The sequence below is a fragment of the Streptomyces sp. NPDC046821 genome, assembly GCF_040645335.1.
Classification (GTDB): domain Bacteria; phylum Actinomycetota; class Actinomycetes; order Streptomycetales; family Streptomycetaceae; genus Streptomyces.
In genome coordinates, this window is the sequence record NZ_JBEYYB010000003.1 from 137469 (window position 1) to 151596 (window position 14128).

Below are 14128 nucleotides of genomic sequence, written 5' to 3' on the forward strand. Positions count from 1 at the left end.
GAGCGAGCGACTTCCGACGCCTTCATTGTCTGGACCAGGGCAGGAGTCGTACACCCTTCGGGGGATGCTGCCCCTGGTGGGGGCGGTCATGGCAGACTGAAACAAGTGCTTGCTGGGGAGAAGGTCTCCCGGCTGGAGGGACGGACGACATGGCGGCTGGGCGGTCCGGGCAGACGGCGACCAGGAGGCGCGGCAGCAGGTCGGCCGGGAACAGCGGGTCGCAACGCCGTGGCGAACTCCTCGGCATCGCCGCCGAGCTGTTCGCCAGGCGAGGGTACGCCGAGACGACCGTCCGGGACATCGCCGACGAGGCGGGCATCCTGTCGGGCAGTCTCTACCACCACTTCAGTTCCAAGGAGGAGATGCTCGACGAGATCCTCCGTGACTTCCTCGACCCGCTGCTCGAGCGCTTCATCGCGATCGAGGCGGAGGGGACGCACCCGGAAGAAGTCCTCGACGAGCTGATCAGGCACTCCTTCGCCGCGATCCACGCCTCGCCGGTCGCCGTGGCGCTCTACCAGAACGAGCTGACGATGCTCCATCGCCAGCCGGCTTTCGAGCACGTCGGGGAGATCGGCGACAAGATCGAGAAGATCTGGCTGTCGGTGCTCAAGGCGGGACAGAAGTCCGGCGTGTTCCGCGCCGACGTCGACATCAACCTGTCCTACCGGTTCATCCGCGACGCCATCTGGTCCACGGTGCGCTGGTACCGCCCGCGCGGCAAGTACAAGCACGAAGCTGTCGCGGTGCAGTTCCTCACCGTGATCCACGGAGGCCTCCACACCTCGTAGCCTCCGCGTCGCGGTCGGCCTCGCACGGTCGACCTCGGACAAAGGGAGGGCAAGTGAGCAGCACCGCACGAAAGACGTCCAGGCCCATGGGTGACCTGGACGTCTTCCCGATCGGCCTGGGCGCGATGACGCTGACCCAGGTCATGGGGTACGACGAGCAGCGGGGCATCCGCACGGTCCACGCGGCCCTGGACGCCGGGGTGACGCTGATCGACACGGCGGATGTCTACGGTCCGGCCGGCGGCTACGGCGTGAACGAGCTCGCCGTGATGAAGGCGCTCGCCCTGTACCCCGGCTCCACCGACCATGTGATCGTCTCGACCAAGGGCGGCCACATCCGCCTCCCGGACAACACCTGGTGGATCGACGGCCGCCCCGAACACCTGCGCCGCGCCTGCGAGGACTCGCTGCGGCGACTGGGCTTCGACGCGCTGCCGCTCTACTTCCACCACCGGCCCGACCCGCAGATCCCGTACGCCGACAGCATGGGCGCGATGCGGGATCTCTACGACGCCGGGCTCATCCAGCGTGCCGGGATCTCGAACGCGAACCCTGAGCGGATCCGGCTGGCCCGCGACATCCTCGGTGACGCGCTGGTCGCCGTACAGAACGAGTTCTCGCCCCGGTTCCGGTCCAGTGAGCCCGAGATCGAGCTGTGTGCCGAGCTGGGGATCGCGTTCTCCTCGTGGAGCCCGCTCGGCGGGATGCGGGAGGCGAAGGGGCTCGGGTCGGCCCACGGTGAGTTCCATGCGGTTGCCGAGGCGCGGGGTGTCAGTCCGCAGCGGGTGGCGCTCGCGTGGCAGTTGCAGAAGTCGCCGGTGGTCATCCCGATCCCCGGGGCGAGCCGCCCGGAGTCGGTTCTGGACTCCGTGGAGTCGGTCGGGTTCGAGCTGAGTGCGGAGGAGTTCGACCGGCTGGAGGCGTCTCCTTTTGCCGGTTAGGGGGCGCTGAGCGCTACCGGAGACGGCGGGCTCGTTGCTATCTTGCGAACCAAGCGCTTGTTTGGGCTTGAGTCTGGATACCGACGAGAGGATGGCATCGTGGCGGAGAACCTGATCGATCTGCGGGACAAGGTCGTCCTCGTCACCGGGGCGGCGCACGGCCAAGGCGCCGAACACGCCCGGCTCTTCGCGCGGCTCGGCGCTCAGGTGGTCCTCACCGATCTCGACGAGGCCGCGGTGCGCGCCGTCGCCGACGACATCGACGGCGAGACGCTGGCCTGCTCGCTCGACGTCGCGAGCGAGAGTGCCTGGACCGAGGTCATGGGCCAGGCGGAAGAGCGGTTCGGGCGGGTCGACGTGCTCGTCAACAACGCCGGTGCCTACCGCAAGCGGCCGCTCCTGGAGCTCACCGAGAAGGAGCTCACGACCACCCTGCAGATCAACCTCATCGGCCCCGTCCTCGGCATGAAGGCGGTGATCCCCCTCATGCGCGAGCGCGGGGGTTCGATCATCAACATCGCGTCGACCGCGGCGCTGGGCGGTTACCCCGGCGGGCTCGCGTACAGCTCGTCCAAGTGGGGGCTGCGCGGCGCGACCAAGTCCGCCGCCAAGGAGCTGGGCGCGCTCGGCATCCGGGTCAACTGCATCTGCCCCGGCGCGATCGACACCGCGATGATCAGTGAGGAGACCCGGGCCGGCGGTGGGGCGGTCGCCAACCTGCCGATCGCGCGGGTCGGGAAGCCGGCCGAGGTGTCCGCCCTGGTGGCCTTCCTCGCCAGTGACGCGGGCAGCTACTGCACAGGGCAGGACTTCGTCATCGACGGCGGCCAGACCGCCTGAGGAGCGTCGCATGGGTGTGTATGAGATCGACGGCGTCATACCCGTCGTGGACCCCGCCGCGTTCGTGCATCCGCAGGCGTCGCTGATCGGGGACGTGGTGATCGGGCCCGGCTGCTACATCGGCCCACTCGCCAGCCTGCGCGGCGACTTCGGCCGGATCACGGTCGCGGAAGGGTCCAACGTCCAGGACGGCTGCGTACTGCACGCCTTCCCCGGCGCCGACACGGTCCTCGACCCCGGCAGCCACATCGGCCACGGCGCGATCCTGCACGGCTGCCACATCGAGGACGAGGTGCTTGTCGGGATGAACGCCGTGGTGATGGACGGGGTGAGGGTCGGCGCCCGTTCGCTGATCGGCGCCAACAGCTTCGTACCCGCCGGCATGGAGATCCCCGCCGAGTCGCTGGTCGCCGGGAGCCCCGCGAAGGTGGTCCGCCCGCTCGACGCCGACATGCTCGCGTGGAAGGCCAACGGGATCGGCGTCTACCGGGAGCTCGCGAAGCGGTCGCTCGCCACGCTGCGCGAGGTGACGCCGCTGACGGAGGTCGAACCGGACCGCAAGCGGGTCAGCACAGGCCGGGACGTGTCGGTCCCGCTGCACGAGATACGCAGGGCGGCCAAGTGACCCTGGACGAGCGTCAACGACTGGTCGAGGCCACCCGCGCCCTGACCCATGCCGTCGCGGTGACGGACCTCTCCGACGAGGACCTGACCGCGGCGACGGAGGCCATCGACTCCCTGACCCGGACGCTGAACAAGCAGACCCGGGACCGCTGCGTGACGCAGTCCGTCACCGGCATCTTCGAGAGCACTCCGGTGGTGCTCGCCCGCTACAACCCCGGCATGGTCCCGCTCGAAGTGCGCTTCCCGGACGACGGCGGCGCCGAGGCCACCGTCACGCTGGGCGCCGTGCACCAGGGTCCCACCGACTCGGTGCACGGCGGGGTGAGCGCCCTGCTGATGGACAACATGCTGGGGATCCTCGTGCAGTCCAAGGGGCTGCTGTGCGTCACGGGGACGCTGAGCCTGCGTTACCCGGCGCTGACTCCGCTGGACCGGCCGCTCGAACTGCGTGCCGAGTTGGTGGACCACTCGGGGCGCAGGGTCACCGTGGCGGGCTGGATCGAGTGTGACGGAGTGCGGACGGTCGAGGCCACGGGCGTCTTCATCGAGGTCGCCAGTCGCTGACGTCACCGGGGACATGGAGAAGCGCGGGCGGGGTGTCGACCCCACCCGCGCTTCCCCATTTGCCGCTAGGGCAGCGGGACGTCCTCAAGTCCCAGCATCTCCAAGGCGTTTCCGCGCACGATCCGGTGGATCTCCTCGTCCGTCAGGTCCTGGGTGACCTTCTCCAGATACGCCAGGGAGTTCGGCCAGGTGGAGTCCTGGTGCGGGTAGTCGATCTCGAACGTGATGTTGTCGAGGCCCACCTCGTCCCGTACCCGTACGCCGAAGTCGTCCTCGAAGAAGCAGCCGAAGACGCGCCCCGGGAAATAGGTGCTGGGCGGCTCGGTGATGGCCGGGTCGAGCTCCGCCCAGGCGTAGCTCTTGCGGAACACGTTGTCGACGCGCTCAAGCAGGAACGGCATCCAGCCGATCTGGCTCTCCGAGTACGCGATCCTCAGGCGCGGGAAGCGGGCCAGGACGCCCGACAGGAGCCAGTCCGCCATCGACAGCTGCGCGTTGTGCGTGGTGAGCGCGAACCGTACGCCGGGCGGGGCGTCCGGTGACGACGTCGGTATCTTCGAACCCGAGCCGATGTGCATACACACGACCGTGCCCGTCTCGTCGCAGGCCTGGAAGAACGGGTCCCAGTAGCGCGACTTGTCGTGGATCGACGGAAGCCCCAGGTTGACCGGGAGTTCGCTGAAGGTCACGGCGCGGCAGCCGCGCGCGGCGTTGCGCCGGACCTCGGCGGCGGCCGCCTGCGGGTCCCAGAGCGGGATGATGCACAGCGGGATGAGCCGCCCGCCCGAGTCCCCGCACCACTCCTCGATCATCCAGTCGTTGTACGCCTTCACACAGGCGAGCCCGAGGTCCTTGTCCTTGCCCTCGTAGAACCGCTGCCCGCAGAAGCGCGGGAACGTCGGGAAGCACATGGACCGTTCGGTGTGGTTGAGGTCCATGTCGGCGAGGCGCGCCTTGGGGTCGTAGCAGCCGGGGCGCATCGCCTCGAAGCCGATGGGCTCGAAGGTGTACTCGTCCTCGGAGTAGCCGGCGCAGGCCATCACCATGGGGATGGGGTAGCCCTCGTCCTCGTAGATCCACCAGTCGACCTCGCGGCCTCCGGCGGACGGTGTCGAGGGGCGGGTGATCACGAAGGCGCCGTCCTTCTGCACCATCTCGAAGCCGCCGCGCTCGACGCGCGGGCCGCGGGCCCGGTAGCGCTCGGGGAGCCAGCGCTGCCAGACGTGGGGCGGTTCGACGACGTGGTCGTCCACCGACACGATCCGCGGGATGCGCTGCTTGCCCGATGTCAGGGGTGCGTCCGTCATGCCCGTGCCTCCACCGTGTCCGTGTCCTGACCCGACCGCAGGATGTGCCCGGGCAGCGCGCCCGTCGCCTTGTTGTCCTCGACGATCGGGGTGCCGTTGACGATGACGTGATGCATCCCGGTCGGGTCCGAGGTGAGCCGCCAGCCGCCCGCGGGGAGGTCGGCGCGGGCCGTGACGTTGCCCGGTCCGACCTCGTCGCGGTCGAAGACGATGAGGTCGGCGTGGCCGCCGACCGCGATGCGGCCCCGGTCGCGCAGCCCGTACAGGCGGGCCGGTTCGTCGGTCAGGTGGTGGATCGCCTGCTCCAGGCTGATCAGACCCCGGTCGCGGACGGCTTCCTTGAGGAACGTCGTCTGGCAGGCGAACGTGTCGATCATGTCGAGGTGCGCGCCCGCGTCCGAGCCGCCGAGCACCACGCGGTCGTCGCCGCAGAGCCGGACCCGCTCGGCCCAGGACGCGTCGTCCCCGCCGAGCACGGGCGGCATCAGGCCGAGCCGCAGTTCGTCCTCGCAGGCCAGGTCGAGGAGCGCGTCGAAGGGATCCTTGTTCTGTTCGGCGGCGATGTCGCCGACGCGGCGGCCCACGTACGGCTGGAGCTTCTCGGCGGCGGCGTCGGCGATCACCGTGTCCGCCCAGTTCGCCCACGCGCGCGGCGAATCGGCGGCGCCGGCCCGCAGCTTGTCCCGTACGGCCGTGTCGCGCAGCGCCTTGAGGCGGGCCTCGGGGCGCAGCGCCATGACGTCGGACCAGCCGGGCAGCGTGTCGTACAGCATTCCCGCGAGGAAGCTCAGGCGGAGGGTGGAGACCTGGGGGAGCATCAGGGCGATGACGCGGCCGCCGCGCTCGCGGGCGTAGTCGGAGGCGCCGAGCTTGTTGGCGCGGTAGCGGGCCTCGGCCTCGCCGGGGCGCACGCTGAGGAGGTTCCAGTTCAGGGGGCGGTTCGCGGCGGCCGACATGCGGGCCATCGCGTCGTATGCCTCCATGTCGAACTCCATGTCGATGGAGGGGATCAACTCCAGTGTGGTGCCCGGGTGTTGGCCCACCTCTCGGCTCAGCTCCACCAGCTCGTCCACCGACGCCCAGCGCGACGGGACCGGCGTGCCCTCGTGGTCGCTGTGCGACTGGGACCGTGTGGAGGAGAAGCCGAGGGCGCCGGAGGCGAGGCTCTCCCGCAGCAGGGCCGTCATCGCGGCGACCTCGTCCGCGGTGGCCTCACGGCGGATGGCGTCCTGGCCCATCACGAGCTGCCGCAGCGTGCTGTGGCCGACGAGGAAACCGACGTTCAGCGCGACCTGGTTCTCCAGACGGGCCAGATACGCGGCGAACGTGTCCCAGTCGACGTGCAGCGCCTCGGTGAGCGACTCGATGGGCATACCCTCGACGCGCGCCAGCATCGGCACGAGGTACGCGGCCGCCTCCGGGGTCACGGGGGCGAGCGTGAAGCCGCAGTTGCCGCCGATCGCCGTGGTCACGCCGTGCAGCGAGGACGGGGTGAGCATGGGGTCCCAGGTGACCTGGGCGTCGTAGTGGGTGTGGATGTCGACGAAGCCGGGGGCGACGACCGCGCCCGAGGCGTCGATCTCGCGGGTGGCGCGTTCGGTGACCTTGCCGACGGCCGTGACGCGTCCGTTCTTCACGGCGACGTCGGCGGTGACCGGGGCGGCTCCCGTGCCGTCGACGACCGTGCCGCCGCGGATGATCAGGTCCTGCATGTGTCCTCCAGTCGCCGGTGGTTACCGGTTGATCGGGGTGAGGGAGTGCATGTCGATCTCGATGAGGGTCGGGCCGCGGTGCCGGACCGCCCGGGCGAACTCCTCGTCGAAGGCCGCGGCGCTCGCGACCTTCACGCCGCGCGCGCCGAACGAGGCGGCGAGTGCGGTGAAGTCGGGCGCGGAGAGGTCCACGTCGTGGAGCATTCCGTCGCCGCGCCGGCCCTCGATGTTGCGCAGCATCTGGTAGCCGGAGTCGTTGAACAGGCAGATGACGATGGGTAGTTGGTGCTGGACAGCGGTGGCCAGCTCGCCGACGCTGAGCATGAAACCGCCGTCGCCCTGGAGGACGACCACCGGCTCGTCGCTGCCGAGCGCCGCGCCGATCGCCAGCGGAAGGCCCGGCCCGATGCCGGCCGCCGTCGAGCGGATCGACGTGCGCGTGTGGTGGATCGGCAGCAGGGTCTCGCCCCACGCGTAAGCGGGCACGGTCGCGTCGCGTACGACCACGCCGCGCCTCGGCCGGTGCCGCTTGATGGACTCGCAGATCGCCGCATGGTCGGGGCCCACCCGCTCGGCCACCAGGGCGTGCGTGCGCTCGACGGTCTGCCGGCCCTGCTCCACGTGCCGCTTGCGCTCGAGGGCCACGTCCGTGTCGGGGGACGGAAGCGCCGCGTGCAGGGCCCGCAGCCCCTCGGCCGCGTCCCCGACAAGCGCCAACTCCGCAGGGTAGGAGCGGCCAATGACCGTCGGGTCGACGTCCAGATGCACGAGCCGCTCCGGCAGCCGCAGGCTCCACTCGGCGGTCGGGTACTGCTGGAACCGCGTTCCGACCGCCAGCATCACGTCGCACGAGGCGAGATACGCCGGCATGTCGCTGTCGATCGCGTTGGCGTTGAGGCTCAGCGGATCGTGCTCGCCGATAGCGCCCCTGCCCTCCCGGCTCGTGATCACGGGCGCCTGCCAGCGCCGCGCGAGGGCACGCAGCGCCTCGGGAGCGCCCTCGGAACGGACGACCCCGCCACCCGCCCAGATCACGGGACGGCACGCGGCGGCCAGCACATCCGCCGCCTGCGCCACCGCGTCAGCGGACGGCGCGCGACGGGGGAGCAGCCGGGACGCCGACGCCGTCAGCGCTTCGAGGTCGACGACGGTCTCGTACTCGTCCTGCACGTCCGTCGGGATCTCGATCGCGACCGGACGCGGACGGCCGCTGAGCGCGGACCGGCCGAGCCGGACGACCGTCTCCGCCAGCGAGTCCGCGTCCGTCGCCGTGACGACCTCCCGGCACTGCGTCCGCAGCATCGCCGCCTGCTGCTCGGCCTCGTGGACGTAGGCGCGGCCCCGGCCGAGGTGGTGCGTCGGTACCTGACTGGTGATCAGCAGCACCGGGGAGGACGCGTGATGCGCCTCGTACAGGCCTCCCATCGTGTTCGCGGTGCCCGGCCCCGTACTCGCGACGGCGACGCCGAGCCGGCCGGTCGTGCGGGCGTACGCGTCGGCCGCGTGGAGCACGCCCTGCTCGTGCCGGCCTCCCACGACCCGTATCCGTCCGCGCTGGTGAATGGCCTTGAGGATGGACAGGGTGTGGGCGCTCGGGATGGTGAAGACCGTCTCGACGCCCAGCGCCTCCAGGGCCAGCGCGACGGCTCCTCCGCCGTCGACGGTGTGCGGTGTCAGCGGTGTCATCGGGTCGGACTCCTCAGCAAGATGTAGGTGTATGTACGGGGTTCAGTGCGCGCCGGACACGAGGCCGCCGCTCGCCGGGGTGCGTCCGTCGCGCCGGGCGAGGCTGATCACGAGCGAGAGCACGGCGCAGGCGGCGGCGATCAGGAAGACGGTCCGGTAGCCCTCCCAGGTGAAGAGGAACTGGCCGGCCTTGCCCGCGCCGAGCGGGTACTTGAGCAGGACCGCCGTCAGACCGGCCGTGGCGAGCGAGCCGCCGAGGCTCTGGACCATGAAGTTCATCGAGCCGCTGATGCCCTGCCGCTCCGCGGGGACGGTCTCGACGATGATGTTCTGCGTACCGGCCTGGAAGAAGCCCGCCGCGGCGCCGTCGGTGAACGACATCAGGCGGAACACCCAGGCGCTGTCCGTCGTCGGCGCGACGAAGGCCACCATCAGGCAGGCGGCGACCAGCAGCAGCGCGCCCAGGATCAGTACGACGCGGGGCCCGGAGCGGCGGGCGAGCCAGCCGCCGAGCATTCCGCAGGCCATCGTGCCCAGGCCCATCGGGAGGCCGTGCCAGAGCGCCAACTGGACGGCGCTCAGGCCGAATCCGTACCCCGTGGCGCCGTGGGGCGCCATCAGCAACTGCGGGAACAGGAAGCCGTATCCGGCCCACGCGACCGTCAGGGAGCCGGTCGTGGCGAGGGTGAGGAAGAAGGCGGGGCGGGTGAGGATCGACGGGTCGATCAGCGGCGCCGCGATCCGCTTCTGGCTCTGGTAGAACGCGACGAGCAGGCCCACCGAGATCAGCAGGGCGGCGACGAGCGTGACGCCCTTCATGCCCAGCGAGACCAGCAGCACCGCGCAGCCGAGGACCAGCAGCAGGGCGCCCTTGTAGTCGACGCGCTGCGGGCTGCGGACGGGGGACTCCGGCAGGAACGCGATCACCGCGAGCAGCAGTACGCCCATGTACCCGAAGAGGAACCAGAACGTCGCGCGGAAGCCGTGCGCGTCGATCAGCCAGCCGCCCAGGAACGTGGACAGGATCGCGCTGATGCCGGTGCTGGTGGCCAGGGCGCCGAGGCCGATCGGGACCAGGCGGGCCGGGAGCAGGTCACGGATCAGGCCGTAGCCGAGGACGAAGAACGGGAGCGCGGAAGCCTGGAGCGCGCGGCCCGTCATGAAGACGGGGAACGACGGCGCCACCGCGCACACCAGGGTGCCGGCGAGGAAGCAGAGCGCGCAGCGCACGAACATCTTCTTCTTGCCGTGGATGTCGGCGAGTTTGCCGACCACCGGGACGACGGCGGTGCCGCCCAGGTACAGGATCGTCAGCGCCCAGGCCACCTGCTGGGTCTTGAACTCGGCGGCGATCTGGCCGACGGCCGGGTAGATGAACGTGAACTCGAAGCCGACGACCTCGGTGGCGAGGATCAGCAGCGCGATGATCGAGAAGTAGTAGAGCTTCGACCGCTCGCCTTTGTCGGCGGCGGGCGTTGGTGCGTCTGGCAGGGCCTGAGTGATGTCTTCCCGCATGGTGCGGCTCCCTCGGGGGACGGTGGAGGTCTCAAGGCGTGGGGGGAGGGCGGAGCGGCGGCAGGGATCGGCGCGGAGAGGGGTGGGGCGGGGGACTCCGGACCGCTGCGCCGTGGCAGGGCTCGGGTCTAACAGCCGTTCGGCGCGAGGGGCAATGGACGTGGTGCGCAGGCGCTCGCGTTTTCCCGGACACCGGGAAAAGCGAACAGGGTCATATACGGGCATCGCGGACGTCTGAAAACCGCTGATACTGCTCATGAAAAAAGGGGCGGACCGTGACGGTCCGCCCCTTCGCCGAGCCTTCGCTCGCGCCGTTCAGCCGCTCACTGGCTGGCGTACCCGCCGTCCACCAGGAACTCCGCGCCCGTCGAGTAACTCGCCTCGTCCGACAGGAGATAGAGCACCATGTTCGCGACCTCGGCCGGCTGGGCCTGCCGCTTGATCGGCTGATGCTTCACCGACTCGTGCGAACGCTCCGAGTTCGCCGTCATGTCGGTCGCGATCATGCCGGGGTGCACCGAGTTGACGCGGATGTTGTACGGCGCGAACTCCTGCGCGGCGGCCTTCGACATGCCGCGCACCGCCCACTTCGAGGCGACGTAACTGATGATGTAAGGGAAGCCGATGACCCCGCCCAGCGACGAGATGTTGACCATCGAGCCGCCGCCGGCCGCCCGCATCGACGGCAGCACGGCCTTCATGCCGAGGAAGACGCCGACCTCGTTGACGTCCATGACCCGGCGGTAGTCGGCCTCGCTCAGCTCCTCGATGGGGCAGCGCTGGACCAGGCCTGCGTTGTTCACCAGACCCGTGATCTGACCGAACGCCTCCTCCGTACGCGCGACGGCCGCGTTCCAGGACGCCTCGCTCGTGACGTCCAGCTCGATGAACAGGGCGTTCTCCGCGCCCAGTTCGTCCGCCAGCGCCTTGCCTTCCTTCACGAGGACGTCGCCGATCACGACCTTCGCGCCCTCCGCTACGAGGCGCCGCGCGAACGCTTCGCCCATGCCGCGCGAGCCGCCCGTCACGACGACCACCTTGCCGTCCGCCCGTCCGCTCATCCCGTGGACCTCCCCTGCCTGTCGGTGTGTGCGAGTGGCCGCGATGTTCGCAGCGGACCAGGCCCGGTGGCTCCGGCAACTTCCCGGTCAATGGGAAACGGCGCTGCCGCCCGGGGCCCGGTGGGGGCAGGCTCCACAGAGCCTGTGTCGGTGCGACACGGGGGCCTGTTCCGAGCCGCCACGAGGAGTACCGCGTGACCCTGCCCAGCCCCGAGGTCCAGGCGATCATCGACATCGCCGCCGCCAACTTCCCGCCCCTGGGAACGGAGATGACGGACATCGCCGACGTGCGTGCCTTCTTCGCCGCCCGTCCGGCACTCCCGCGCGAGCCCCTTCCTCTCGCCCACGTCGCGGACGAGGACGCCGACGGCGTTCCCGTACGCGTCTACGACCCGTCCCTGCGTGAGGACGCCCCCGTCGTGCTGTTCTGCCACGGCGGCGGCTTCGTCATCTGCGACCTCGAGAGCCACGACGACTTCTGCCGCGCCATGGCCAAGGCCACGGGCGCCGTCGTCGTCTCCGTCGACTACCGCCGCGCCCCTGAGCACACCTTCCCCGCCGCCCCCGAGGACGCCTACACGGCGCTCCTGTGGGCCGCGAAGACCTACCAGGGCCGTCCGATCGCCGTCGCCGGGGACAGCGCCGGTGGCAACCTCGCCGCGGTCCTCCCGCTGCTCTCCCGCGACCGCGGCGGCCCCGAGATCGTCTTCCAGGCGCTGTACTACCCCATGCTCGACCCCACCAGGTCCGGCCCCTCGCACCGCGACAACGCCGAGGGCTACTTCCTCACCGCGGACCACGTGCGCTGGTTCTGGGAGCAGTACCTGACCTCCGACGCGGACGCGGTGAACCCGTACGCGGCGCCCCTGGGCAACGCCGACCTGACCGGCCTCCCGCCGGCGCAGATCATCGGCCCCGGCCTCGACCCGCTGTGCAGCGACGGTGACGCCTACGCGGTGGCGCTCGCCGAGGCCGGCGTGCCCGTCGTCACCCGCCGCTACGACGGCATGTTCCACGGCTTCCTGTCCATGGGCGGCGCCCTGCCCGAGATCGCGGAGGCCCAGGACGAGGCGTTCGCGGTGCTGAAGGCCCGGCTGACGGCTGCGTCTCAGGCCGGCTGACAGTCGCCGAGGCCGTACGGCGAAGGGGCTGTGCTCTCCCCCCGAGGGAGTGCACAGCCCCTTTCGTGTGCGGCCTGGCGTCAGACAGTGTGCCGTCCGGCATCAGACAGTGTGCCGCCCGGCGTCAGGCGTCAGGCGGGGATCAGGCCGAACCCCTTGTACCCGGAGTCCGCCACCTCCTTGATGATCTGCCCGTACGCCCCGAACCCGCCGACGTACGGCATGAACACCCGAGGCTTACCAGGGATGTTGGCGCCCAGGTACCAGGAGTTGGCCGACATCATCAGCGTGGCCTCGGCCTTGCGGCGGCACTCGTCGACCCACTCCGCCACGGACTCCTCGGTCGCCTCGATGCCCGCGTACCCGTGCTCGTCGAGGTGGCGCAGGCAGTCCGCCAGCCAGTCGACGTGCTGCTCGGCGCACAGGATCACGTTGGCCATGACCGACGGGCTGCCGACGCCGGAGAGGTTGAAGAAGTTCGGGAAACCGTCGGTGCCGAGGCCCAGGTACGTACGCGGACCGGCGCTCCAGGCGTCCTTGAGGAGCTGCCCGTCCCGGCCGCGGACCTCGATCTTGTCCACGGCACCGGTCATCGCGTCGAAACCGGTCGCGAAGACGATCACGTCCAGGTCCACGTGCTCGCCGTCCGCCAGCAGGATGCCGCCCGCGTCGATCCGCTCGATGGCGTTCCCGCGCAGGCTGACAAGCCGCACGTTGTCACGGTTGAACGTCTCGAAGTAGTCCGAGTCGGTCACGATGCGCTTGGTGCCGATGGGGTGGTCCGTCGGGACGAGCAGGTCCGCGACCGCCGGGTCGTCGATCCGGGCGCGGACCTTCTCCTCCCAGAACTCGCGGGCCACGTCGTTGGCGTCCAGGCTTGTCAACTGGTCGGCGAACGTCTTGGAGTACAGGACGCCGCCCAGCTCCCAGCGTCGCTCGAAAGCGGCCTGCCGCTCGTCCTCGGACGCCTCGAACGTCGTCTTCGGGTGCACCATGTGCGGGGAACCGCCACCGCTGAGCCGCGCGAGACGGCGGCGCTCGGCGTAGTCGGCCTTCTGCTCACGGCGGGTCTCGTCGTCCAGCGGCTTGTTGCCGGCCGGGATGGAGAAGTTGGGGGAGCGCTGGAAAACGGTCAGCTGCGCGGCCTGCTCGGCGATCAGCGGGATGGACTGGATGCCGGAGGAACCGGTGCCGATCACGCCGACCCGCAGGCCCGTGAAGTCGACGCCCTCGTGCGGCCATTCACCGGTGTGGTACGTGGCGCCGGCGAAGTCACCGATGCCCGCCACCTCCGGCAGATGCGTGCTGGAGAGACAGCCGACCGCGAAGACGCAGAACCGGGCCGACAGCACCTCGCCGCCGTCGGTGCGCACCGTCCAGCGCAGGGTGTCCTCGTCCAGCTCGGCCGAGGTCACCGAGGTGGAGAAGGTGTAGTCGCGGCGCAGGTCGAAGCGGTCGGCGACATGGTGCAGATACCGCATGATCTCCGGCTGGGTGGCGTACTTCTCGCTCCAGTCCCACTCCTGCTCGAGGTCGCCGTCGAAGGAGTACGAGTAGTCCACCGACTCCACGTCGCAGCGGGCGCCCGGGTAGCGGTTCCAGTACCAGACGCCTCCGACGTCGGCGCCGCGCTCGAAGCCGCGCACGCTGTAGCCCTGGCCGCGCAGCTTCTGCACGGCGTACAGCCCGGTGACGCCCGCGCCGACGACCACGACGTCGACGGACTGAGGAAGGGTGCTGGTGTCACTCATGTTCCGACGTCCTCCTTGCCGCCCCTGCGCCTCGGCCGGGGCGTGGTCACAAACCTCTTCGGACCGGAGAGTGACAGGAGAAGGCGGTGTGTGCAGGAGGCGGTTCCCGGTCAGCGGGAACACGCGCTCCTGTCCGCCCCTCCCGGGCCCTACGGTCGGCACACCACCGGCAGGAACGGCGAGCACGCGGCGGAGCCCCGACGCCTGGTCCCCGG

Annotated in this window: 12 protein-coding genes; 6 read left to right on the forward strand and 6 right to left on the reverse strand. The window is 70.3% G+C overall.

Annotation, left to right across the window (positions count from 1 at the left end):
* Window positions 1–149 precede the first annotated feature (149 nt).
* The 5 genes from ABZ893_RS07185 to ABZ893_RS07205 all read left to right on the forward strand — a co-directional run bounded on the left by ABZ893_RS07185 (window position 150) and on the right by ABZ893_RS07205 (window position 3760).
* Window positions 150–791, forward strand: coding sequence for a TetR/AcrR family transcriptional regulator (locus tag ABZ893_RS07185; RefSeq protein ID WP_361398127.1), 642 nt, complete (start codon window positions 150–152; stop codon window positions 789–791).
* An 86-nt stretch (window positions 792–877) separates the two neighbouring features.
* Window positions 878–1732, forward strand: a complete 855-nt coding sequence (locus tag ABZ893_RS07190; protein WP_361398994.1) for an aldo/keto reductase — start codon at window positions 878–880, stop codon at window positions 1730–1732.
* Between the two features lie 99 nt (window positions 1733–1831).
* On the forward strand, window positions 1832–2572 hold the full coding sequence (locus ABZ893_RS07195; protein WP_361398130.1) for an SDR family NAD(P)-dependent oxidoreductase: 741 nt from the start codon (window positions 1832–1834) through the stop codon (window positions 2570–2572).
* 10 nt (window positions 2573–2582) lie between these two features.
* Complete coding sequence (locus tag ABZ893_RS07200) at window positions 2583–3197, forward strand: DapH/DapD/GlmU-related protein (RefSeq protein WP_361398133.1); 615 nt, start codon at window positions 2583–2585, stop codon at window positions 3195–3197.
* Window positions 3194–3760, forward strand: a complete 567-nt coding sequence (locus tag ABZ893_RS07205) for a PaaI family thioesterase (RefSeq protein WP_361398136.1) — start codon at window positions 3194–3196, stop codon at window positions 3758–3760. Before ABZ893_RS07200 ends, ABZ893_RS07205 begins: the two co-directional genes overlap by 4 nt.
* Before the next feature lie 65 nt (window positions 3761–3825).
* Here the strand turns inward: ABZ893_RS07205 and ABZ893_RS07210 are convergent, their stop codons facing one another.
* From ABZ893_RS07210 to ABZ893_RS07230, 5 genes are all read right to left on the reverse strand, one after another.
* Window positions 3826–5067, reverse strand: a complete 1242-nt coding sequence (locus tag ABZ893_RS07210) for an amidohydrolase family protein (RefSeq protein ID WP_361398139.1) — start codon at window positions 5065–5067, stop codon at window positions 3826–3828.
* A complete protein-coding gene (locus ABZ893_RS07215) occupies window positions 5064–6779 on the reverse strand; it encodes an amidohydrolase family protein (RefSeq protein ID WP_361398142.1) in 1716 nt (571 codons plus the stop codon). The genes ABZ893_RS07210 and ABZ893_RS07215 overlap by 4 nt, the downstream gene beginning before the upstream one ends.
* A 21-nt stretch (window positions 6780–6800) precedes the next feature.
* A complete protein-coding gene (locus tag ABZ893_RS07220) occupies window positions 6801–8465 on the reverse strand; it encodes a thiamine pyrophosphate-binding protein (RefSeq protein ID WP_361398145.1) in 1665 nt (554 codons plus the stop codon).
* A 42-nt stretch (window positions 8466–8507) separates the two neighbouring features.
* On the reverse strand, window positions 8508–9980 hold the full coding sequence (locus tag ABZ893_RS07225; RefSeq protein ID WP_361398148.1) for an MFS transporter: 1473 nt from the start codon (window positions 9978–9980) through the stop codon (window positions 8508–8510).
* A gap of 323 nt (window positions 9981–10303) precedes the next feature.
* Complete coding sequence (locus ABZ893_RS07230; protein ID WP_361398152.1) at window positions 10304–11041, reverse strand: glucose 1-dehydrogenase; 738 nt, start codon at window positions 11039–11041, stop codon at window positions 10304–10306.
* 194 nt (window positions 11042–11235) lie between these two features.
* On the opposite strand from ABZ893_RS07230, the gene ABZ893_RS07235 reads away from it, so the two are divergent.
* On the forward strand, window positions 11236–12162 hold the full coding sequence (locus ABZ893_RS07235; protein WP_361398155.1) for an alpha/beta hydrolase: 927 nt from the start codon (window positions 11236–11238) through the stop codon (window positions 12160–12162).
* Between the two features lie 131 nt (window positions 12163–12293).
* Here the strand turns inward: ABZ893_RS07235 and ABZ893_RS07240 are convergent, their stop codons facing one another.
* Entirely contained in the window at window positions 12294–13913 is a 1620-nt protein-coding gene (locus ABZ893_RS07240; protein WP_361398158.1) for an NAD(P)/FAD-dependent oxidoreductase, read from the reverse strand.
* Window positions 13914–14128: the final 215 nt, after the last annotated feature.

Excerpts from the sequence above, each read along its gene's own strand:
- ABZ893_RS07185 (WP_361398127.1), top strand. The coding sequence starts at position 150 with ATGGCGGCTGGGCGGTCCGGGCAGACGGCGACCAGGAGGCGCGGCAGC.
- ABZ893_RS07190 (WP_361398994.1), top strand. The coding sequence starts at position 878 with ATGGGTGACCTGGACGTCTTCCCGATCGGCCTGGGCGCGATGACGCTG.
- ABZ893_RS07200 (WP_361398133.1), top strand. The coding sequence starts at position 2,583 with ATGGGTGTGTATGAGATCGACGGCGTCATACCCGTCGTGGACCCCGCC.
- ABZ893_RS07210 (WP_361398139.1), bottom strand. The coding sequence starts at position 5,067 with ATGACGGACGCACCCCTGACATCGGGCAAGCAGCGCATCCCGCGGATC.
- ABZ893_RS07215 (WP_361398142.1), bottom strand. The coding sequence starts at position 6,779 with ATGCAGGACCTGATCATCCGCGGCGGCACGGTCGTCGACGGCACGGGA.
- ABZ893_RS07220 (WP_361398145.1), bottom strand. The coding sequence starts at position 8,465 with ATGACACCGCTGACACCGCACACCGTCGACGGCGGAGGAGCCGTCGCG.
- ABZ893_RS07225 (WP_361398148.1), bottom strand. The coding sequence starts at position 9,980 with ATGCGGGAAGACATCACTCAGGCCCTGCCAGACGCACCAACGCCCGCC.
- ABZ893_RS07230 (WP_361398152.1), bottom strand. The coding sequence starts at position 11,041 with ATGAGCGGACGGGCGGACGGCAAGGTGGTCGTCGTGACGGGCGGCTCG.
- ABZ893_RS07240 (WP_361398158.1), bottom strand. The coding sequence starts at position 13,913 with ATGAGTGACACCAGCACCCTTCCTCAGTCCGTCGACGTCGTGGTCGTC.